Source organism: Mesorhizobium atlanticum (assembly GCF_003289965.1).
Taxonomy (GTDB): Bacteria; Pseudomonadota; Alphaproteobacteria; order Rhizobiales; family Rhizobiaceae; genus Mesorhizobium; species Mesorhizobium atlanticum.
This window is the reverse complement of sequence record NZ_QMBQ01000005.1, coordinates 488,403-506,516: the sequence shown is the minus strand read 5'-3', so window position 1 is coordinate 506,516 and position 18,114 is coordinate 488,403. Positions and strand designations below refer to the sequence as shown.

Below are 18,114 nucleotides of genomic sequence, written 5' to 3'. Positions count from 1 at the left end.
GAATTCTCAAGGCTTGCGCTACCCGCAAGCGACTTCGCCGGCCGGGACAATCAGGCCGACGCGGAAGCCCGTTCCTCGGCGAAGAATTTTTCCGTGCCGTAAGCCTTGAGAAACACATCGACCCCGGAGGTCACGATCTTCTCGATCTCTGCCTGGCTCGGCGCCTTGGTGCGGTAGGAAAAGATGCACTGGCGGAACAGACCTGCAAGGCAAAGCTCGGTGAACTGATAGGCGCCAAGATCGACATCGGGGATTTCCAGCAGACCGCGTGCGATGGCTTCATTGAGAAAGGACACGACCTTGTCATGGCCACGCTTCGGGCCGCGCTCGTAGAAGCGCGCGCCAAGCTCGGGTATCCGGTCGGCGGCCCCGACCACGGTGCGCTGCGCCTGGATGACCTTGGCCGAGGTGATCTTGATCGACAGCCCCGTTCCGAACTTCACCAGCGTCTTGCGCAAGTCCTCGAAATGGTCGAGCACCTCATACATGTTCTTGAAGATGGTGCCGCGCTCTTCCTCGATGAGAGCCTCGAACAGCTCTTCCTTGTTTTCGAAATAGACGTAGATCGTGCCCTTGGAGACGCCGGCCTCGCGCGTGATGTCGTTCATCGAGGCGGCCTCGAAGCCCTTGTCGATGAAGACGCGCCGTGCGCCTTCGATGATCTGGGCCCGCTTGACCGGGTCCTGCCCGGCCGCCGGACGGCCCTTGCGCAAGTCGAGCAGATCGCTGTCCGCTGTCGTGTCGACCATGGAAGTCATTCCTTAGAAAATATTTCGAACCACTCGGTTCGATTTGCTCTTGATATGGTCCTCTTTCCGCGCTATGTCAATCACCAATTCGAACCGAACGGTTCAGTCCGACTGATATACAGAGAGATACCCATGTCCTCCAACGCGCCCGCCACCGCCGAAGTCCGTACGTTTCCCAGCGCCAAGGTCCAGCCGTCGACCGAGGCTCCGGAAATCCCTGTCCAGCCCGCCGCTCCGGTTGCTGCGCCCGCGGCTGAAGCACCCTCCAAGAAGAAGCGTTCGGTGCGCTCTTTCCTTTTGCCGATCATCGGCCTGGCCCTGCTCGGCGCCGGTTCCTACTATGGCTATAACTATTGGACCGACGGCCGGTTCATGATCTCCACCGACGATGCCTATGTCCAGGCCGATATGTCGTTCGTGTCGCCGAAAATATCCGGTTATATCGACAAGGTGCTGGTGAGCGAGAACCAGAAGGTCAAGGCCGGCGATCCGCTGTTCGTGATCGACAATGGCGACTACAGAATAGCCGTCGCCCAGGCCGAGGCGCAGATCGCGACGCTGGCGAAGACGCTCGACCGCATCGACGCGCAGACCAAGGCAGCCCAGGCTTCGCTGTCGCAGGCTGAGGCGCAGAAGGTCGCGGACCAGGCCGCCGCCAACAATGCGGCGCGCGCCCAGGACCGCGCGGCGCAGCTGCTCAAGACCCATGTCGGCACGCAGGCGCAGCTCGACGACGCGCAGACCGCGCTGGACCAGGCCAAGGCGGCGCTTGTCGGCGCCGACGCCCAGATCGCCGCGGCGCAGGCCAATATCGGCGTGCTGGAGGCGCAGCGCGCGGAGCAGGCCTCGACGCTCGCCTCGCTGCAGCTCACCCGCGACAAGGCCCTGCGCGACCTCTCCTTCACAGTGCTGAAGGCGCCCTATGACGGCGTCGTCGGCAACCGCTCTGTCGAGCAGGGCGACCTCGTCAGCCCCGGCCAGAAGCTCGCGGTCGTCGTGCCGATGGACAAGCTCTACATCGTCGGCAACTTCAAGGAGACGCAGCTCGGCCGCATGGTGCCCGGCGAAAAAGTCCGCATCACCGTCGACGCGATCGACGGCCAGAGCTTCGAAGGCACGGTCTCCTCGCTCGCGCCGGCCTCGGGCGCGGTGTTCTCGCTGCTCCCGCCGGAAAACGCCACCGGCAACTTCACCAAGGTGGTGCAGCGCGTGCCCGTGCGCATCGACGTGCCGGCCGACGTCTTGAAGACCGGCAAGCTGCGCGCCGGCCTCAGCGTCGTCGTCGCGGTCGACAGCCGCACAGCGCCGGCTTCGACGACCAACTGATCGGGGGGCGGTTCGGTGGCCATTCGAGCGCCGAGCCGCCCAGCCTGCTTCCGAGCGGCAGAGCCGCTCCGACCAACTGTTTCGACGCATTTCCGGACAGAACCCGCCACGCGGTTGTCCTGGAATTGCTCAGGGAGGCCATGAGATGGCAACCGCAACAATTACCGCAGGATCAATGCCCGCACGTCCGGCAGCCGCTGCGCCGGCGCTGCCCGCGGACCATATGCCTGTGCGCCGCGTCGTCGCCTTCCTGGCGATGGTGTTCGGCATGTTCATGGCGATCCTCGACATCCAGATCGTCTCGGCCTCGCTGTCGGAGATCCAGGCGGGCCTGAGCGCCAGTTCCGACGAGATCCCGTGGGTGCAGACCGCCTACCTGATCGCCGAGGTGGTGATGATCCCGCTGTCGGGCTTCCTCAGCCGCATGCTGTCGACGCGCGTGCTGTTCACCACCGCGGCCGCCGGCTTCACCGCGGCCAGCGCGCTGGCAGCGACCGCCACCAACATCGACCAGATGATCGTCTACCGCGCCATCCAGGGCTTTATCGGCGGCGGCATGATCCCCAGCGTGTTCGCGGCCGCCTTCACCATCTTCCCGCCCTCCAAGCGCGCCGTCGTCTCGCCGATGATCGGCCTGGTGGCGACGCTGGCGCCGACGATCGGCCCGACGGTGGGCGGCTATATCAGCCATGCCATGTCCTGGCACTGGCTGTTCCTGATCAATGTCGTGCCGGGCATCCTAGTTGCGACGGCGGCGTGGGCACTGATCGATTTCGACAAGCCCAACCTGAAACTGTTCTCCAAGTTCGACTGGTGGGGCCTGATCGGCATGGCCGCCTTCCTCGGCTGCATGGAATATGTGCTGGAGGAAGGCCCGAACCATGACTGGCTGCAGGAGCCGGCAGTCTTTGCCTGCGCCGTTATCATGACCATCGGCGGCGTGATCTTCTTCTGGCGCGTCTTCACCGCCGAGGAGCCTATCGTCGACCTCAGGGCCTTCAGCAACATCAACTTCGCCTTCGGTTCGCTGTTCTCCTTCGTCGTCGGCATCGGCCTTTACGGGCTGACCTATCTCTATCCGGTGTTCCTCGGACGCATCCGCGGCTACGATTCGATGATGATCGGCGAGGCGCTGTTCGTCAGCGGCCTGGCGATGTTCTTCACCGCGCCGGTCGCCGGCATCCTGTCGAACAAGATCGATCTCAGGCTGATGATGATGATCGGCTTCGTCGGCTTCGCCACCGGCACGTGGTGGATGACGCATCTCACAGCGGACTGGGATTTCTATGAGCTCTTGATCCCGCAGATCCTGCGTGGCTGCTCGATGATGCTGTGCATGGTGCCGATCAACAACATCGCGCTCGGCACTTTACCGCCAGAACGGCTGAAGAATGCGTCGGGCCTGTTCAACCTGACCCGCAACCTCGGCGGCGCCGTCGGCCTCGCGCTGATCAACACGGTGCTGATCAACCGCAACGCTTTCCACTATGCGCGGCTCGCCGAGCATGTGCAGTGGGGCAGCCAGGCCGCGCAGAGCAAGCTGCAGAACATGACGCTGAACTTCGAGCAGACCGCCGGCCTCGACGCGACAAGCGCCGCGATCTCGAAACTGTCGGGCATGGTGCATCAGCAGGCGGCGCTGTTGTCCTTCATGGACGTGTTCATGATGCTGACGGTGCTGTTCGCCTCGCTCGGATTCTTCGTGCTGTTCATCAACAAGCCGGCGCAGCAGGGCGGCGGTGGCGGCGGAGGCCATTGAGGAGCCGGAACCCCCGCCTGGCTACCTCAACGCGTGACCCCGGAAATCGGCGACGATTTCCGGGGTCATTCTTTTCGAACTGTTTAGGCCGCAGCCGGCTTGAAGCTCAGCGCCACGCCGTTGATGCAGTGACGCAGGCCGGTGGGCGGCGGGCCGTCGTCGAAGACATGGCCGAGATGGCCGCCGCAGCGGCGGCAATGCACCTCGGTGCGCGTCATGCCGAGCGAAGTGTCCTGCGTCTTGCCGATGGAGTTGGCGATCTCCTGCCAAAAGCTCGGCCAGCCGGTGCCGGAATCGAATTTCGTCTCCGAGGGGTAGACCGGCAGGTCGCAGCCGGCGCAGGCGAAGATGCCCTTGCGGTGCTCGTTGAGCAGCGGGCTGGTGCCGGGATATTCGGTGCCCTGCTTGCGCAGCACGTCGAAGGCCTCGTCGGAAAGGATGGCGTGCCATTCGGCGTCGGTCTTGGTGACCTCGAAGGTCTCGGCGGCGAGAGCGGGCTTCGGTCCGCCGGCGCGCAGCATCGCCCCGGTTCCGACGATGAGAGCGGTGGCGGCGGCGCCGCTCCAGAGAAAATCGCGACGGTTCATGGCCGTTCCTCCTGACGCATTTTGCCAAGATAGGACACCGCCCGGAAATCAAAAGCCGGTGACGCCCTATCCATTATTGTTTTGAGCATGCTGCTCCGCGCCGCCCTTGCGGCGCGACGCGGAGCACACCCTTGCCGGCGGCGCGGATCTTGGATGTCGCGGCCGGCGCTCAGCCATGTCTTCGCCGACCAGGCCCGCTTTGTTACATCTTCGGCAAGAGAACCTTGTCGATGACGTGGATGACGCCGTTCGACTGGCGGACATCGGCGATGGTGACATGGGCGACATTGCCGTTCTCGTCGGTGACGGTGACCTTGCCCTTCTCAGCCTTCAGCGTGAGCTCGCAGCCGCCGACCGTCTTGACCTGATGGGCGCCGCCATCGGCCTTGGCCATCTTGGCCACGTCGGCCGCCAGCGCCTTGGCGGCGACGACATGGCAGGTGAGCACCTTGGTCAGCTTGTCCTTGTTCTCGGGCTTGAGCAGCGTATCGACCGTGCCCGGCGGCAGCGCTGCAAAGGCCTCATTGGTCGGCGCGAAGACGGTGAAGGGACCGGCGCCCTGCAGCGTGTCGACGAGGCCGGCGGCCTTGACGGCGGCGACCAGCGTGGTGTGATCCTTCGAATTGACGGCGTTCTCGATGATGTTCTTCTTGGCATACATCGGCGCGCCGCCGACCATCGGGTTGGCATAGGCAACGGCGCCAAGCGCGGAAAGGCCGAGCGTAGAAGCGAGCAAAAGGGTAGCGAGTTTACGCATTGTGTCAGTCTCCTCGGGTTGTTTTTCCCATTCTTGGGAACACGAGGAGATACGGGCGCGCCAAAAATCTAGTTTCACGGCAGTCGCAAGATTTTTTCTCGTGCGATTTATTTTTGTCCGCCCCGCCCATGGCGGCCACAGACTTTCCCTGCCTTCGGCAGGAAGAAGATAGACTTCGATTGGTCTTCATGGGCGCGACTATGCCGAAGCGGCGGTCAGATGCCCTTCAGGTCACCCGCGGCAACGACAGGGCCAGTCGGCTGGCCGGTCGGCGAGCCGCCGGCAGGCTCGAGGCTGACGGCGAGCACGGCGCCCTGCGCGAGCTTCTGCTGGACGGCCGGGGTAACGGCCATGCGCGCGGTCTGGCCGGCCGGGATGACGCCCATCGAGACCGGCGCGTTCTTGCCCTCGATCATCCACAGCTCGAAGTCCTTGCCGGCACCGTGATCGCCGGAGACCAGCGACAGGCCGACCTCGTGGCGGGCGGCGTCATAGACGGCGAGGTATTTGACGTTGCTGTTGTCGGCGGCGAGCGAGGCGACCAGCCTGGGCGGCTGAACCGGCGGATTGACGTAAGGCAGGGCGACATAGACGGCCAAAGCGGCAATGGCCGCGGCAGCGAGACCGCGCCAAAAGGCAAGGCTCGTCCATAGGCTCCCACCGGGCGCCGGGGATGTGGAAGCCGTCGACGCGAACAGGCGGCGGTCGATCGCCACCTTGACCGACGCCGGCGGCTCGACCGCGGCATAGGCGGCGGCCATCGGCGCGAAATGGACCTCCCAGGCATCGACCAGGCGGGCGAATGCCGTCTCGGTGTCGATGCGACGGGACGCGATCTGCCGTTCGTCGGCTGGCAGAACGCCGAGAACGTATTCGGCGGCGAGCAGGTCGTCGCCTCCACGTTCCGGTCCGTTGTCTTCCGCCAGCGTCATCTTTCCAGGCATTCCCTCAGTTTGAGCAGGCTTCTGCGCAGCCAGGTCCGCATCGTGTTCAGCGGAACCTTGAAGCGCTCCGCCAGCTCGGCATAGCTTTCGCCGCTCAAATAGGCGCCCCGGACGGCCGCCGCCCGGTCTTGTTCAAGTTCGTCGAGGCAATGGTGGATGCGTTCGGCCTCGCCGCCCGCCACAGCCATCGCCTCGGGTCCCGGCGTCGGATCGGCGACGTCGAGGGCCACATCGATGTTGGCGGAAGGACTGCGCCGCGACCGGATGCGATCGATCGCATGGTTGCGCGCAATGGCCACCAGCCAGGAAATCGGGCTCAGATCGGAAACCGCGAAACGGTCCGCCTTCGTCCATATCTTGACGAAGACCTCCTGCAGCGCTTCTTCCGCATCTCCCCTGTCCTTCAAGACACGCAGGCAGACACCGAAAAGTTTCGCGCTGGTCTGCCGGTAAAGCAGATCGAACGCGGCCCGGTCCTTCATCGAAGTCCGGACGATCAGCTTGCTGATGTCCTGCGGCGCCATGGCGGCAAATTAGAAGATTGCGATCTATTTGCAACGACCTTGATCGAAGGGCGCAGCGGAGCAGAATTCTGCACCGCGGCAGCGCTCATGCGTCACCGAATGATCCTCGGGTCTGCGCGGGTCGCTTCGCTCCTTGCTCCGCCCGTGGATGACGACTGGGTGGGCGTTTCAGCCACTCGCCAACGCATGCCGCCTGCCAACGCAGACATGGCCGACGGTCAAAATCCCTGTGCCGGGGAATTGGCAGATTTCGTCATTGTGACCGCAAAGCCGTTTGCGGCCTGCGGCAATTCCCGCTAAGAGGCCGCCAATCACGCTTTAACTCTGATTTCAAGCATGTCTTCATCCCGAAACCGGCACTCACTTTCGGGAGACATGCTCAGCTGGGATCGATACCGATGACGGACATCGCCGCCAACGCCGAAATGCAGGCCGCGCTGCTCTCGCGCGCGCTGCCTTACATGCAGCGCTACGAGAACAAGACGGTGGTGGTGAAATATGGCGGCCATGCCATGGGCGATACCGAGTTGGGCAAGGCCTTCGCCCGCGACATCGCGCTGTTGAAACAGTCTGGCGTCAACCCGATCGTCGTGCATGGCGGCGGACCGCAGATCGGCGCGATGCTGACCAAGATGGGCATCGAATCCAAGTTCGAGGGGGGCTTGCGCGTCACCGACCAGAAGACGGTCGAGATCGTCGAGATGGTGCTGGCGGGCTCGATCAACAAGGAGATCGTGGCGCTGATCAACGCCGAGGGCGAGTGGGCGATCGGGCTTTGCGGCAAGGACGGCAACATGGTGTTCGCCGAAAAAGCGCGCAAGACCATGATCGACCCCGACTCCAATATCGAACGGGTGCTGGATCTCGGCTTCGTCGGCGAGCCGGTCGAGGTCGACCGCACGCTGCTCGATCTTTTGGCGCGCTCGGAAATGATCCCGGTGCTGGCGCCGGTGGCGCCGGGCCGCGACGGCCACACCTACAACATCAACGCCGATACGTTCGCCGGGGCGATTGCCGGCGCCTGCCGCGCCTCGCGACTCTTGTTCCTCACAGACGTACCGGGCGTGCTCGACAAGAACAAGAAGCTGATCGACGAGCTGACCGTCGCCGAGGCCAAGGCGCTGATCAAGGACGGCACGGTGTCGGGCGGCATGATCCCGAAGGTCGAGACCTGCATCGAGGCGATCGAGCGCGGCGTCGAGGGCGTCGTTATCCTCAACGGAAAGACGCCGCATTCCGTGCTGCTTGAGCTCTTCACCGAGCATGGCGCCGGCACGCTGATCGTTCCGTAACAAGAGCAGACAAGTTCACCGTTTCCGCAAACGGTGAGCTGTCCATTAGCTGGCTAATCTTCTCCGATCTTCAATAGTTGCGACCGGCTTTCGTGTCGACCGCCGGACGATCATCGATTCCTCCTCGGCGTCCTGCGGCACGCCCCAGAATTCGGCGAGCGTCGGCCCGTCCTTGACGCGGCCGTCGCGGGCAAGAAACCCCCAGACTTCGCGGAACCAGACGCGGCGGCCCATCTTGGTGTACCAGCGCATCGAATGCCGCTGCTCGGGATCGGGGTGGAACAGGATGCGCGCCAGCGCCTTCGGTCGCGACTGCACGGCGACTTCGATGAGCTTGACGGCGAAGAACAGCATCCACGGCTTCAGCCGGGTCATGTGCAGAACCTGGTGCTTGTAATCCCAGAGGCGCACGTCCTTCTGGATCACCTTGCGGTCGGCGGCGATGCGGAAGAACGGCGTCCAGCGATGCGGCGTGACATAGAGCGCCTGGATCTGGTCGGGATCGTAGGCGATGAGCTGGCGGAAGCCGCGCCACAGGTCGCGCAGGGTTTCGTCCTCGAAGCCGGCAACCCAGGTCGCCATCGACAGGATGCCGTGCCGCCTGAGCAACCGGATCGCTTCGCGGTCCGACTTCGTGCTGCCGCCCTTGCGGATCAGCGACAAGGTCTCCTCGTCGGTATTCTCCATGCCGAGCAGCCAGCGGATGATTCCGGCCTTGCGGTAAAGGTGGAGGATATCGGCGTCGCGCACGATGTCGTCAGCGCGGGTCGAGCCGACGATCAGCACCGGCACGTTCTCGGCGATCATGGCGTCGAGGAAGGCACGCCAGGCTTTCTTTGAGGAGGTCGGGTTCTCGTCCGCCAAGTTGACCAGTTCGAGGCCGTGCTCGCGATGCAGCCAGGCGATTTCTTTTGCGAACTTTAGCGGATCGCGATGCCGCCAACGGGTCCAGAAGCCGCGCTGGCCGCAATAGTTGCACAGATGCGGGCAGCCGCGCGAGAACTGCATGACCACCGCCCGCTTGCCGCCCCAATAGGAGTAGCGGCGATGGTCGATCAACTCCCAGCCGACGCGATAGGCGTCGAGATCGGCAATGGTCATCGCCGGTTGCGTGGCGACGGCGCGACCGAAATCGTCGCGATAGGCGATGCCGGCGACGCTTGCCACCGGCTGGCGCATCTCGATCGCCTCGACCAGTGCCGTCGCGGTCGCCTCGCCCTCGCCGCGCACGATGAAGTCGAAGACGTCGGTCGCGGCCAGGATGTCGCGCCAGTGATAGGTCGGGAAGACGCCGCCATAGATGACGATGACGCCCGGCGCGCGCGCCTTGATCATTTCGGCGATCTTCAAGGCCGTCGGATGCGCCGAGGTCGAGCCGGAATGGCCGATCAGGACGAAGTCCGGATCGCCGCGCAGAGCCTCGTCGACAAGCGACCCAAGCGGCATCGGCCCGAACTCGCCATCGACCAGCTGGACCTGATGGCCGGAATCGATAAGTGGCCCGCCGATCGCCAGCAGGCCGAGCGGCGGCAAATGGTCGTCGGGCACGCGGCTGCCGATGGCGGTGTGCGGCGGATTGATCAGCACGATGTTCAAGGCGGACCTCCATGTTGGGTCCGCTTGTGCTAATCGCCGATGTCGAAGCAGCCTTGGCCCGGTTCAGCAGTTTCCAAGCAGCTTTTCGCCAGATTTGACCGGATCAGCGCCGCAGATGGCTGAGCGGCACATGGCCGGGGCCCTTGATGTTCTGCAGCACCAGTTGCGTGTGGACGTCGCGTACGCCGGGCAGCCGCATCAGCCGATGCATGACGAAGGCGTTCAAATCGTCCACCGACGGGACCATGACATGCAGCAGGAAATCGTGGTCGCCGGTCATCGTCCAGCAGGACGAAACCTCGTCCATGCGCTGCACGGCGGCGATGAAGCTTTCGGGCGAGCCGTCGCTGTGGCTGACCAGCCGCACCTGGATGAACACCTCGACCGTCAGGCCGACGGCGCGGCGGCTGAGCACGGCGGCAAAGCCCTTGATGATGCCGGTTTCCTGCAAGGCCTCGAAGCGGCGCGCGCAAGGCGTGGTCGACAGGCCGATCTCCTGCGCCAGCTCCGACACGGGCTTGCGTCCGTCGCGCTGCAGGATATCGAGCATCTTGATTTCGAAATCGTCGAACTGAGGCATGTTTCCTCGCCCTCGTGTTGAGCTGAGTTATTTTACCTCAAAATCAGCAGACTAGCTACAAACAAGGGCTGATTTGCCTCAGCGATCGCTCCTACACTTCCCTCCACGATCCACGGATCACGATCTTGAGGAGGATATGATGACGATCAGCGTTGCCGATTACGCCGCCGAATGCGCGGCGCAGGGCCTTCGCGGCGATTATTCGGTGTGCCGCAGCGATTTCACGGTGGCGCAAGGCTACGATTATTCGGCTGAGGAACAGGCGGTGTGGCGCACGCTGTGCGACCGCCAGACGAAGCTGACCCAGAGGCTCGCGCACCATTCCTATCTGGACGGAGTCGCGACGCTCGGGCTGCTCGACAGGATTCCGGATTTCGACACTGTCAGCGAGAAGCTCACCAGGCTGACCGGATGGGAGATCGTCGCGGTGCCCGGCCTGATCCCGGCCGGCCCGTTCTTCGACCATCTCGCCAATCGGCGCTTCCCGGTCACCAACTGGCTGCGGACGAGGAAGGAGCTCGATTACATCGTCGAGCCGGACATGTTCCACGATTTCTTCGGCCATGTGCCGATCCTGACCCAGCCGGTGTTCGCTGATTTCATGCAGATGTATGGCGAGAAGGCGGAGGACATGATCGCGCTGGGCGGCGACGAGATGATCACCAGGCTTTACTGGTACAGCGCCGAATACGGCCTCATCCAGGAACCCGGCCAGCCGCTGAAAGCCTTCGGCGCCGGGCTGATGTCGTCCTTCACGGAGCTGCAATTCGCGGTCGAGAGCAAGGACGCCCACCATGTGCCGTTCGACCTCGAGACGGTGATGCGCACCGGCTATGAGATCGACAAGTTCCAGCGCGCCTATTTCGTGCTGCCGTCCTTCGACGCGCTGCGCGATGCCTTCGCCAATGGCGACCTTGCCGGCATCGTGGCGCGGTTCAAGGGCCAGCCGGCGCTCGACCCGGCGACGGTCTGAGGTCGGTTTTCGCCCAACCGACATTCAGGGCGGTCCAGCTGCCGGAAGGCAGCTAGGCCGCCTTGACCTTTTCGCCGATACTTAAGGTCTGTCGGGCTCGGCCTTGATCCTGGCCAGTTGTTCGCTCTGCAGATCCAGCGCGGCGTTGATGAAGCGCAGCACGGTCTCGAGCTCAGCATCGCTGAAGCTCGCCACCACCTTCTCGCCCTCCCGAGCGATCGCGCCGTAATAGCGCTCTGACAATTCCCTGGTCAGTTCGGTCGCCTCGATGACCACCTTGCGCCTGTCCTCCAGGCTGCGGGTCCGGGTGACGTAGCCGCGCGCTTCCAGCCGGTCGATCAGGGCCGTCACCGCCGCCGGCGTCAGTCCGGTCGCAGCCGCCACGGCGCCCGCCGATTGCGGCCCGGCATAGAGCAGCCCCAGGCAATGCCGCTCGGCCGCGATCAGGCCCAGCCGCGCGCCCACCGCTTCGTCATAGGCCTGAACGGCGTCCTGCCAACGCATGACGGCGAGGCCGAGAGCCTTGGTCATTTCATCGCGTTTGGTGCTTGACGATTTTATTTCGATCATCTAACTATCTATCTGTCAAACATTTAGATTATCGTACCAATATGCGATGACGCTTTTGCGAGGCAAGGGCAAAGTCGCCGACAAGGAGTGAATAATGAGCTTGATCCAACAACGCACCCCCCTCTCGAACGAGGAGGAATACAAATACGCCAAGCTGGCGATGGAGTGGTATGGCTGGGGCTCGCCCATCGGCCTCGGCATCCTGCTGGTGGCGCTTGCGGCCGCGGCCGTGCTGGTGCGCATCGCCGTCTACGGCCTCTGAGCGAGGCCGCAATTCCCCCAAAAGCGCCAGAGCGGCGCCGGCTGCCACTCCAGGCCCCGGCGCCGCCGCCGTTTCGGAGATCAGACGGCGATCACCTTGCCGAGATGCTCGCCCAGACGGCAGGCGAGCGCGGTGATGGTGGTGGTGGGGTTGCACTGGCCCGACGTGCAGAACACCGAGGAGCCGCCGACATAGAGATTGTCCATGCCGTGCACCTTGCAATTGGCGTCGACGACGCTCTTCAAGACATCGGTGCCCATGCGGGTGCCGCCCATATGGTGGTGGCCGGCGGTTTCCTCATTGGTCGGGTAGTCGCCGCCATTGCTGATCCAGTCGTCGATGCGGACGCGGCCGAGATTCTTCTGCGCCATCGTCGTGCCGAACAGCCTCAGGCCCTCGAGCAGAGTGCGGCGCTCGAGCGGCGACTTCTTCCAGTGCAATTCGATGCGCGGCACGCCGGCAGGGTCGACATCGGTCTTCGACAGCTCGATCTGGTTCGAGGCGAGCGGCGCCTGCTCCCAGGCGACGTAGAGCTGGGCGGCGCAACGCAGCCTCTGGTCGAGCTGGGACGACATCCACTCCGCCATGTTCGGCGCGGCGCAGGCGAGATCGGCGATCAGCTTCTTGACGTTGGGATAAGGGCTCTCGATCAGGCGGATGCCGAAATTCATGATCTGCAGCCGCTCCATCGCGGCAAGCGTCGGCGAGAAGAAGGCTTCGTTCGAGGCGTCGACCTCGAACTCCGAGTAGTTGTCGAGGATGGCGTTGCCGCCCTCGAAGGTCGGATGCTCCATCCAGTAGCGGCCGAGCGCCGCCGCGTTCGGCACCACCCCGCCATTCGAACGCTGGTTCGACCACAACAGCAGCCGCGAGTTCTCCAGCCCGCCGGTGCAGGTGACAAAATAGTCCGCGCTGAAGGTGCCGGCGTCCTGCCCGTTCGACCACAGCTTCGCGCCGGTGACGCGCTTGCCGTCGCCGATAAGCTCGGTCGCGTAGGTGTTGAGCACGACGGCGATGTTTTTGCTCTGGTCCAGTTCGTCGGCGAATTTTTCGCCGAAACGCACCGCCGGGCTCTTGATCAACTGCACCCAGCGTATGTCGTCCGAAACCTGGACGTCCGGTCGGAACGCCGGAAGCTCGAGGATGCCATGGACTTCGCCGAGATAAGGCTCGATATCGGCGCGGCTGATCGGCCAGCCGGTGTCCGGCGCCCAGGCCTTGGGTTCGAAATCTTGGCTGTCGAGCACGCGGCACCAGCCTGCCCAGTGGTTGGACGAGCCACCCATGAAGCGCAGCCTGGTGATGTCGAGGTCGAAATAGAAATCGCCGACCGTCTTGCCGCGGTAGAAATCCTGCGATTCGTCGCTGAACTCGCGCGAGCCCGCCTCCAGGACGACGACCGGGATGCCGGCGGCGCCCAGCTTCCTGGCGATCGTCGTGCCGGCGGGACCGGAGCCGAGGATGCAGGCCCTGGGTTTGAAGCCGGCCTGCTTGTAGGCTTCGAGGCTGTCGAAGATCATGCGAGGTCGCTCCGCCGCAGGATCCATCCGTTGATCTCGACGATTTCATCGCGGTCGATCTCGTCAGGGTTGGCAGGGGCCGGCTGGTTGCGGAACAGCGACAGCGCGGGCAACGCGATCAATGCCTGCACGATCGCGCGGCGCGACATTTTTCTTATGAACCTGCTCATGACACGTCTCTCGATAGGGGCCTCGATCCACGCATGCCGTTCCTCAACGGCACACACGCCGCCGGGGGAGGCCAATTCCGTGCCAAACCCGGGTGAAGACGGCGTTACACCCGGAAGTTTAGCGCGGTTGAATAGGGACATGGTTAGGGCTTTCCTAAAGCGCGTCGCACTGAACCCGGTTCAGGCGCCGCGCCTTGAGTTTGTTTGATGCATGTCGTTGCCTCAAAACCGCTTCGCACTTTTGGGCGACATGCATGACGCCTGCGACGGAGCTTCAAGCCGCTTCGGGAAGCTCGCGGTCGAGAATCGAAAGGTTGCGGCCACGGTTCTTCGCCTCGTACAGCCTGCGGTCGGCCGCGCGCATCAAATCGGAAACGGTTGCGTTCTCGCCGCAGCTTATGCCTCCGATCGAGACGGTGAGCGGCACGGTGCGCTCGTCGCCAGGGCGGAACCGGATCAGCTCGACCTCGCGGCGGATGCGCTCGGCGACATGCTTGGCCTCATGCTCGCTGGCGCCGACGAGGAAAGCCGCGAATTCCTCGCCGCCAATGCGGCCGAGCACATCGCCGCTGCGCACGCCGCGCTCGATGGCGCCGGCGATCAGAAGCAGCGCTTCGTCCCCCGTCAAATGACCGTAGCTGTCATTGATCCTCTTGAAGTGATCGGCGTCGATGATGAGCAGCGCGCCGCGATCGCTCTTGCGCCGCGACCCGTCGAGCGCTGCAAAGAAGGTTTCGCGGTTGAGCATGCCGGTCATGTCGTCGCGGCTTGCCTTTTCGGAGAGGCGCCTGTGCGCGGCGGCGAGCTGCGCGTGGGCACGGGCAAGCTCGCGATGGGCATTCTGCAGCCGGTCGCTGTGCCAGAAGCTTCCGGCGCTGGCGGCCCAGGCGAGCACAAGCGGGCACACCGTCGATGCCAGCCAGATGGTGCGGCTCATCGGAAAGCCCATTGCCGGAACCACAATCAGCGTCAACAACAGCGAGACAGCGACCGAAGCGAATGCTACGGTAGCGGCCTTCAGAAATATGCGACTCATCACTTGCTCCCAACGGATAGCCTCTGTGCCAGCAAGCGCTAAAGGCGACCTTTCCGGAACTTTTAAAATTTGAAGCGAGACGCCATTTTCACACGTCGTGACGCGCATAAGTTGTGGATAAAATCAGCGTCGGCATGCCATAAGAAACCATGACAATGACACCCGACCCCGCCCGCTTTGCCCATGTCACGGACTGGGTGTTCGACCTCGACAACACGCTTTATCCGCATCACTCGAACCTGTTCGCGCAGATCGATGTGAAGATGACCGCCTATGTCGGCGAGCTGCTGACGCTTTCACGCGACGACGCGCGCAAGCTGCAGAAGGAACTGTACCTGGAATATGGCACGACGCTGAACGGGCTGATGAAGCGGCACGGCATCGATCCCGACGATTTCCTCGAGAAGGTGCACGACATCGACTATTCGCGGCTGGTGCCGGATCCGGTGCTGGGCGCGGCGATCCGCCAGCTTCCGGGGCGCAAATTCATCTTCACCAATGGCGACCGCAGGCATGCCGAGCGCACCGCGCGCCAGCTGGGCATTTTGGAGCATTTCGACGCCATCTTCGACATCGTGGCGGCAGGGCTCAATCCCAAGCCGGAGCGCCAGACTTATGAGCGTTTTGCCGAACTGCACTCGGTGACCGGTCACAATGCGGTGATGTTCGAGGATCTGGCGCGCAACCTGGCCGTGCCGAAATCGCTCGGCATGACGACCGTGCTGGTGGTGCCGCGCAATTTCGAACCGACCTTCTCGGAGATCTGGGAACGCGACCCGGCGAATGACGACGATGTCGATTTCGTCACCGACGACCTCGCCGGTTTCCTGACCGCGATCGTCGACGTGGCGGCCTGACCATGTTTGCATAGGCATGCCTTGGCGATTGGCCGAAACGTGCATCGCCGATTTCGCGGACGGGGGCGGTGAAAAATCTAGCCTGCCGACGGGCCTGCGGTTTTTCAAATCCCTCTGTCGGGCACCTAGTCGAAATCCGGAATCGTGCCGGGCGGCAGTCCCAGTCGGCCGTTCAGCTCCTTCAAGAACCGGCACAGATCCGGATTGCCGGCTGCTCCGTTGCCGTTGCCGTCGGTCGCGTAGCCATTGCCGTGGCCGTTGCCGCAATTGGCGTTGCCGTTGAAGCTGCCGCCATTGAAATTGCCGCTGAAGCTCCCGGCATTGCCGTTGCCGTTGAAATTGCCGCTGTTGCCATTGCCGTTGAAGTTACCGGTATTCCCATTGCCGTTGAAATTTCCCGTGTTGCCAAGGCCGTTGGCGACACTGGCGCCGATCGGAAGGTCGGCAATCCTGACCAGGGTCGAGGCATCGGCGGCCAGCAACGCGGCAAGCAGGGTGCCGAGCGCGAGGCCGTTGCCGTCGAGCAGCCTCGCCGCCACCCGGCGCTCGCGCGGCCTAGCGGGCCCGGATGATTTCAGGCCGGTCATCAGCGATTCCCCCGGCCGTTGAAGTTGCCGTTGAAGGCGCCGACATTGCCGTTGCCGTTGAACGACCCGCCGTTGAAATTGCCATTGCCGGCGCCGATGTTGCTGTTGCCGTCATATTCGCCGGTGTTGCCGTTGCCGTTGAAGGCGCCGATGTTGCCGTTGCCGCTCGTCGTCGAGGTGTTGTTGTTGCCGTTGAACGCGCCGACATTGCCGGTACCGCTGTTGAAGGCGCCGACATTGCCGCTGCCGCTGTTCTTGTAGCCGAGATTGCCGCCGAAATTGCCGAGCGGATCCATGCTCCTGACGTTCGAGCCGATGGCCTGGCCGTATTTGCCGACCGCCGCCTGGACCGCCGACATGCCGAAGGCCTGGCTGCCCGTCGCGGTGTCGGCCTTCGCCGCGGTTGCGCTCAACAACCCCAGGCATAGCGCCGGTATGACGTAGCGTTTCATCTGCGAGCTCCTTCCATGGCTTTGCTTTTGAAATTGGGACCTGTCTCGAAAGGACTGGGACCGCCGGCGACTTGTCGCGATAGCCTTGCGCGGGGGACGGGCGCGCGGCTCGGCGGTCCCAGAGCCATCAGCGTCTTTCCAAACTGAAGCTTGGCGACGCTGGCGGTTGGACGGTGCTAGTGATTGGCGTTGCCGTTGCCGTTGCCGTTGCCGGCGCCCCAGTTGCCGTTGCCGTTGGCATTTCCGTTCCCGAGGCCCCAGTTCCCGTTGCCGTTCAGGTTGCCGTTGCCGAGGCCGAAATTGCCGTTGCCGTTGCCATTGCCGTTCGCGATGCCGGCATTCAGGTTGCCGTTATAGTTGCCGTTGAAGGCGCCCATGTTGGCGTTGCCGTTCCCGTTGCCGTTGCCGAAGCCGAAATTGCCATTGCCGTTGAAGTTGCCGTTAAAGGCGCCGGTATTGGCGTTGCCGTTGCCGTTGCCGTTGCCGACGCCGACATTGCCGTTGCCGTTGCCATTGCCGCTACCGATCGAAAGCGCGGATGCCGAACCGGTCAGAGCCGACAGCACGGCCGCGGCCAAGATGATCTTTCTCATGACGTTCTCCTTCGTTTGCGTTGAGCTTCCCGGGCAATCCAAGGTGACCGGGAGGACGCTTGAAGGATGCGCGCAGAAATAGTGGCGATACATTCGGGCTGATCGGCAGGCGCTGTCGGTTTTTCTGCTGATCCCGGTGTCAGGAAAAGTTGAAGCAATCAGGAAAAAACTGACAGGCATAAAGGCATCCGGTGGGTGTATACTGCGCTGACATTCATGCCTTTTCTCGCCGACCCGCAGGTGGCTTGCGACCCCCGCGACGGCAATGGGAAGAGAAAGGTTGATGTGGGCGGGTATGACCACAGGCAAGGACGATAGGGCCCTGCGCCGTAGGCTTGCGCGGCGCTTGATCGCTGTGCAGGAAGAGCAGCGCCTGCGCCTGTCGCGAGAGTTGCATGACGACCTCGGCCAGATGCTGGCCAGTGTCGCGCTGGAATTGCACAACGTACGTGCCGGCACGGAAGGGATGGACGGCCGTCTCGAGCGCGCCGCGATGCTTGTCGATCGGCTCAGCGCCAAGGTGCATGACGCTGCCTGGAACCTGCGTCCCGCCGACCTCGACCGTCTCGGGCTGCGCGCTTCGGTCGAGGATCTGGCGACAATGCTTTGCAGCCAGCTCGGCATTCCATGCGAGATGGATCTCGAAGCCCTTTCGAACCCACTGCCCGCCGAGACCGCGCTCACGCTTTATCGTGTCGCGCAGGAGGCGCTTACCAATATCGGCAAGCATGCCCAGCCAAGCCGGATAAGCGTAACGGCCCATATCCAGGACGATCGAATGCGCCTGACAATCGAGGATGATGGCCGCGGCTTTGACGGCCGCGCCGAACTCGGTCCGGGCCACCTGGGACTTGCCGGAATGCGGGAGCGGCTGGCGCTGGTCGGCGGTGAATTGACGGTCGAAACGGCCACGATGAAAGGGACTACCGTCTACGCGGATGTGCCGTTGGCACATTGAAAAGTGGGAGACTGCGCTTTCC

Annotated in this window: 21 protein-coding genes; 7 read left to right on the top strand and 14 right to left on the bottom strand. The window is 63.4% G+C overall.

Annotated elements, in window-relative coordinates; translation table 11 throughout:
- Nucleotides 1-50 precede the first annotated feature (50 nt).
- The gene (locus DPM35_RS19945) at nucleotides 51-749 is read right to left on the bottom strand and encodes a TetR/AcrR family transcriptional regulator (RefSeq protein WP_112129118.1); all 699 of its coding nucleotides are present in this window, start codon (nucleotides 747-749) and stop codon (nucleotides 51-53) included.
- A 132-nt stretch (nucleotides 750-881) separates the two neighbouring features.
- Here DPM35_RS19945 and DPM35_RS19940 point away from each other — a divergent pair, with 132 nt between their 5' ends.
- Together DPM35_RS19940 and DPM35_RS19935 are read left to right on the top strand one after the other, a co-directional pair.
- Nucleotides 882-2,075 carry an HlyD family secretion protein gene (locus DPM35_RS19940; protein ID WP_112129117.1) on the top strand — a complete coding sequence of 398 codons (1,194 nt, stop codon included), beginning with the start codon at nucleotides 882-884 and terminating at the stop codon, nucleotides 2,073-2,075.
- 145 nt (nucleotides 2,076-2,220) lie between these two features.
- Entirely contained in the window at nucleotides 2,221-3,834 is a 1,614-nt protein-coding gene (locus DPM35_RS19935; protein ID WP_112128950.1) for a DHA2 family efflux MFS transporter permease subunit, read from the top strand.
- Nucleotides 3,835-3,917: 83 nt separating this feature from the next.
- On the opposite strand, the gene msrB is transcribed toward DPM35_RS19935, so the two are convergent.
- From msrB to DPM35_RS19915, 4 genes are all read right to left on the bottom strand, one after another.
- On the bottom strand, nucleotides 3,918-4,421 hold the full coding sequence (gene msrB, locus DPM35_RS19930) for a peptide-methionine (R)-S-oxide reductase MsrB (protein WP_112128949.1): 504 nt from the start codon (nucleotides 4,419-4,421) through the stop codon (nucleotides 3,918-3,920).
- Nucleotides 4,422-4,623: 202 nt separating this feature from the next.
- On the bottom strand, nucleotides 4,624-5,178 hold the full coding sequence (locus DPM35_RS19925; RefSeq protein WP_112128948.1) for a fasciclin domain-containing protein: 555 nt from the start codon (nucleotides 5,176-5,178) through the stop codon (nucleotides 4,624-4,626).
- 215 nt (nucleotides 5,179-5,393) lie between these two features.
- A complete protein-coding gene (locus tag DPM35_RS19920; RefSeq protein ID WP_112128947.1) occupies nucleotides 5,394-6,110 on the bottom strand; it encodes an anti-sigma factor in 717 nt (238 codons plus the stop codon).
- The gene (locus DPM35_RS19915) at nucleotides 6,107-6,646 is read right to left on the bottom strand and encodes a sigma-70 family RNA polymerase sigma factor (protein WP_112128946.1); all 540 of its coding nucleotides are present in this window, start codon (nucleotides 6,644-6,646) and stop codon (nucleotides 6,107-6,109) included. Before DPM35_RS19915 ends, DPM35_RS19920 begins: the two co-directional genes overlap by 4 nt.
- A gap of 398 nt (nucleotides 6,647-7,044) precedes the next feature.
- Here DPM35_RS19915 and argB point away from each other — a divergent pair, with 398 nt between their 5' ends.
- Entirely contained in the window at nucleotides 7,045-7,938 is an 894-nt protein-coding gene (gene argB / locus DPM35_RS19905; protein ID WP_041009675.1) for an acetylglutamate kinase, read from the top strand.
- Nucleotides 7,939-7,983: 45 nt separating this feature from the next.
- On the opposite strand, the gene bchE is transcribed toward argB, so the two are convergent.
- Together bchE and DPM35_RS19895 are read right to left on the bottom strand one after the other, a co-directional pair.
- Nucleotides 7,984-9,534 (bottom strand): magnesium-protoporphyrin IX monomethyl ester anaerobic oxidative cyclase, encoded by a 1,551-nt coding sequence (bchE, locus tag DPM35_RS19900; protein ID WP_112128944.1) that lies wholly within the window; start codon nucleotides 9,532-9,534, stop codon nucleotides 7,984-7,986.
- A gap of 103 nt (nucleotides 9,535-9,637) precedes the next feature.
- Nucleotides 9,638-10,114 carry an Lrp/AsnC family transcriptional regulator gene (locus DPM35_RS19895; protein ID WP_040984916.1) on the bottom strand — a complete coding sequence of 159 codons (477 nt, stop codon included), beginning with the start codon at nucleotides 10,112-10,114 and terminating at the stop codon, nucleotides 9,638-9,640.
- Between the two features lie 136 nt (nucleotides 10,115-10,250).
- Between DPM35_RS19895 and phhA the strand changes: the two genes are divergently transcribed.
- Nucleotides 10,251-11,087: a phenylalanine 4-monooxygenase gene (gene phhA / locus DPM35_RS19890; protein ID WP_112128943.1), complete on the top strand. Its 837-nt coding sequence runs from the start codon at nucleotides 10,251-10,253 to the stop codon at nucleotides 11,085-11,087.
- An 81-nt stretch (nucleotides 11,088-11,168) separates the two neighbouring features.
- On the opposite strand, the gene DPM35_RS19885 is transcribed toward phhA, so the two are convergent.
- The gene (locus DPM35_RS19885) at nucleotides 11,169-11,657 is read right to left on the bottom strand and encodes a MarR family winged helix-turn-helix transcriptional regulator (RefSeq protein WP_112128942.1); all 489 of its coding nucleotides are present in this window, start codon (nucleotides 11,655-11,657) and stop codon (nucleotides 11,169-11,171) included.
- A gap of 94 nt (nucleotides 11,658-11,751) precedes the next feature.
- Between DPM35_RS19885 and DPM35_RS32485 the strand changes: the two genes are divergently transcribed.
- Nucleotides 11,752-11,919 carry a hypothetical protein gene (locus DPM35_RS32485; protein ID WP_164772138.1) on the top strand — a complete coding sequence of 56 codons (168 nt, stop codon included), beginning with the start codon at nucleotides 11,752-11,754 and terminating at the stop codon, nucleotides 11,917-11,919.
- An 80-nt stretch (nucleotides 11,920-11,999) separates the two neighbouring features.
- On the opposite strand, the gene DPM35_RS19880 is transcribed toward DPM35_RS32485, so the two are convergent.
- From DPM35_RS19880 to DPM35_RS19875, 3 genes are all read right to left on the bottom strand, one after another.
- Nucleotides 12,000-13,439: a GMC oxidoreductase gene (locus DPM35_RS19880; protein ID WP_112128941.1), complete on the bottom strand. Its 1,440-nt coding sequence runs from the start codon at nucleotides 13,437-13,439 to the stop codon at nucleotides 12,000-12,002.
- On the bottom strand, nucleotides 13,436-13,609 hold the full coding sequence (locus DPM35_RS32480; RefSeq protein ID WP_181592077.1) for a hypothetical protein: 174 nt from the start codon (nucleotides 13,607-13,609) through the stop codon (nucleotides 13,436-13,438). The genes DPM35_RS19880 and DPM35_RS32480 overlap by 4 nt, the downstream gene beginning before the upstream one ends.
- Nucleotides 13,610-13,883: 274 nt before the next feature.
- Nucleotides 13,884-14,645, bottom strand: coding sequence for a GGDEF domain-containing protein (locus tag DPM35_RS19875; protein ID WP_112128940.1), 762 nt, complete (start codon nucleotides 14,643-14,645; stop codon nucleotides 13,884-13,886).
- 149 nt (nucleotides 14,646-14,794) lie between these two features.
- Between DPM35_RS19875 and DPM35_RS19870 the strand changes: the two genes are divergently transcribed.
- On the top strand, nucleotides 14,795-15,502 hold the full coding sequence (locus tag DPM35_RS19870; protein ID WP_042647372.1) for a pyrimidine 5'-nucleotidase: 708 nt from the start codon (nucleotides 14,795-14,797) through the stop codon (nucleotides 15,500-15,502).
- A 125-nt stretch (nucleotides 15,503-15,627) separates the two neighbouring features.
- On the opposite strand, the gene DPM35_RS19865 is transcribed toward DPM35_RS19870, so the two are convergent.
- From DPM35_RS19865 to DPM35_RS32475, 3 genes are all read right to left on the bottom strand, one after another.
- A complete protein-coding gene (locus DPM35_RS19865; RefSeq protein WP_112128939.1) occupies nucleotides 15,628-16,089 on the bottom strand; it encodes a hypothetical protein in 462 nt (153 codons plus the stop codon).
- Nucleotides 16,089-16,541, bottom strand: a complete 453-nt coding sequence (locus DPM35_RS19860; RefSeq protein ID WP_146767972.1) for a hypothetical protein — start codon at nucleotides 16,539-16,541, stop codon at nucleotides 16,089-16,091. Before DPM35_RS19860 ends, DPM35_RS19865 begins: the two co-directional genes overlap by 1 nt.
- A 176-nt stretch (nucleotides 16,542-16,717) precedes the next feature.
- The gene (locus DPM35_RS32475; protein WP_181592076.1) at nucleotides 16,718-17,443 is read right to left on the bottom strand and encodes a hypothetical protein; all 726 of its coding nucleotides are present in this window, start codon (nucleotides 17,441-17,443) and stop codon (nucleotides 16,718-16,720) included.
- Here DPM35_RS32475 and DPM35_RS19850 point away from each other — a divergent pair.
- Nucleotides 17,430-18,092, top strand: coding sequence for a sensor histidine kinase (locus tag DPM35_RS19850; protein WP_181592075.1), 663 nt, complete (start codon nucleotides 17,430-17,432; stop codon nucleotides 18,090-18,092). The two genes, DPM35_RS32475 and DPM35_RS19850, sit on opposite strands and share 14 nt — an antisense overlap.
- Nucleotides 18,093-18,114: the final 22 nt, after the last annotated feature.

Excerpts from the sequence above, each read along its gene's own strand:
- DPM35_RS19945 (WP_112129118.1), bottom strand. The coding sequence starts at position 749 with ATGGTCGACACGACAGCGGACAGCGATCTGCTCGACTTGCGCAAGGGC.
- DPM35_RS19940 (WP_112129117.1), top strand. The coding sequence starts at position 882 with ATGTCCTCCAACGCGCCCGCCACCGCCGAAGTCCGTACGTTTCCCAGC.
- DPM35_RS19935 (WP_112128950.1), top strand. The coding sequence starts at position 2,221 with ATGGCAACCGCAACAATTACCGCAGGATCAATGCCCGCACGTCCGGCA.
- msrB (WP_112128949.1), bottom strand. The coding sequence starts at position 4,421 with ATGAACCGTCGCGATTTTCTCTGGAGCGGCGCCGCCGCCACCGCTCTC.
- DPM35_RS19925 (WP_112128948.1), bottom strand. The coding sequence starts at position 5,178 with ATGCGTAAACTCGCTACCCTTTTGCTCGCTTCTACGCTCGGCCTTTCC.
- DPM35_RS19920 (WP_112128947.1), bottom strand. The coding sequence starts at position 6,110 with ATGACGCTGGCGGAAGACAACGGACCGGAACGTGGAGGCGACGACCTG.
- DPM35_RS19915 (WP_112128946.1), bottom strand. The coding sequence starts at position 6,646 with ATGGCGCCGCAGGACATCAGCAAGCTGATCGTCCGGACTTCGATGAAG.
- argB (WP_041009675.1), top strand. The coding sequence starts at position 7,045 with ATGACGGACATCGCCGCCAACGCCGAAATGCAGGCCGCGCTGCTCTCG.
- DPM35_RS19895 (WP_040984916.1), bottom strand. The coding sequence starts at position 10,114 with ATGCCTCAGTTCGACGATTTCGAAATCAAGATGCTCGATATCCTGCAG.
- phhA (WP_112128943.1), top strand. The coding sequence starts at position 10,251 with ATGATGACGATCAGCGTTGCCGATTACGCCGCCGAATGCGCGGCGCAG.
- DPM35_RS19885 (WP_112128942.1), bottom strand. The coding sequence starts at position 11,657 with ATGATCGAAATAAAATCGTCAAGCACCAAACGCGATGAAATGACCAAG.
- DPM35_RS32485 (WP_164772138.1), top strand. The coding sequence starts at position 11,752 with ATGAGCTTGATCCAACAACGCACCCCCCTCTCGAACGAGGAGGAATAC.
- DPM35_RS19880 (WP_112128941.1), bottom strand. The coding sequence starts at position 13,439 with ATGATCTTCGACAGCCTCGAAGCCTACAAGCAGGCCGGCTTCAAACCC.
- DPM35_RS32480 (WP_181592077.1), bottom strand. The coding sequence starts at position 13,609 with ATGAGCAGGTTCATAAGAAAAATGTCGCGCCGCGCGATCGTGCAGGCA.
- DPM35_RS19875 (WP_112128940.1), bottom strand. The coding sequence starts at position 14,645 with ATGAGTCGCATATTTCTGAAGGCCGCTACCGTAGCATTCGCTTCGGTC.
- DPM35_RS19870 (WP_042647372.1), top strand. The coding sequence starts at position 14,795 with ATGACAATGACACCCGACCCCGCCCGCTTTGCCCATGTCACGGACTGG.
- DPM35_RS19865 (WP_112128939.1), bottom strand. The coding sequence starts at position 16,089 with ATGACCGGCCTGAAATCATCCGGGCCCGCTAGGCCGCGCGAGCGCCGG.
- DPM35_RS19860 (WP_146767972.1), bottom strand. The coding sequence starts at position 16,541 with ATGAAACGCTACGTCATACCGGCGCTATGCCTGGGGTTGTTGAGCGCA.
- DPM35_RS19850 (WP_181592075.1), top strand. The coding sequence starts at position 17,430 with ATGACCACAGGCAAGGACGATAGGGCCCTGCGCCGTAGGCTTGCGCGG.